The sequence below is a fragment of the Nocardiopsis lucentensis DSM 44048 genome (assembly GCF_000341125.1).
Classification (GTDB): Bacteria; Actinomycetota; Actinomycetes; order Streptosporangiales; family Streptosporangiaceae; genus Nocardiopsis; species Nocardiopsis lucentensis.
The window spans coordinates 1-361 of record NZ_ANBC01000846.1; the positions used below are offsets into that span (position 1 = coordinate 1).

The window sequence follows — 361 nt, forward strand, 5'->3', positions numbered from 1 at the left end:
CGGCCGATGTGCACCCGGTCGGGGTCCTGGTCCGGTGGGGGCGCGGGGTCGTCGTCCACGAAGACCGTGCCGGGGTCGAAGTCGAGGCGGCCGAAGAACAGCGGGGCTCCGGGGACGTCGGCCAGGGCGGCGAGCCGGCGCTCGCGGCCGCGTTGGAGGGCGGCGTTGGTGACCTTGTCGTTGACGACGTCACCGAGCATGAGGGAGGTGTTCTGGACCTCCTCGCGCATCCGGGCCAGGGCCGCGTGGGCGGCGGCGAGGTGGTCGCGTTCGGCCTGGAGTTCGGGACTCACGGGCACGGCGGAAGGATCGGTCGTGGTCATGGGCGGACCTCGGAGGGGCTCGGCGGGGCATGGGGCGG

General features: G+C 74.2%; 1 pseudogene. It reads right to left on the reverse strand.

Annotation, left to right across the window (positions count from 1 at the left end):
* Positions 1-323, reverse strand: a pseudogene (locus D471_RS36840) (AAA family ATPase); the annotation flags it as partial.
* Positions 324-361: the final 38 nt, after the last annotated feature.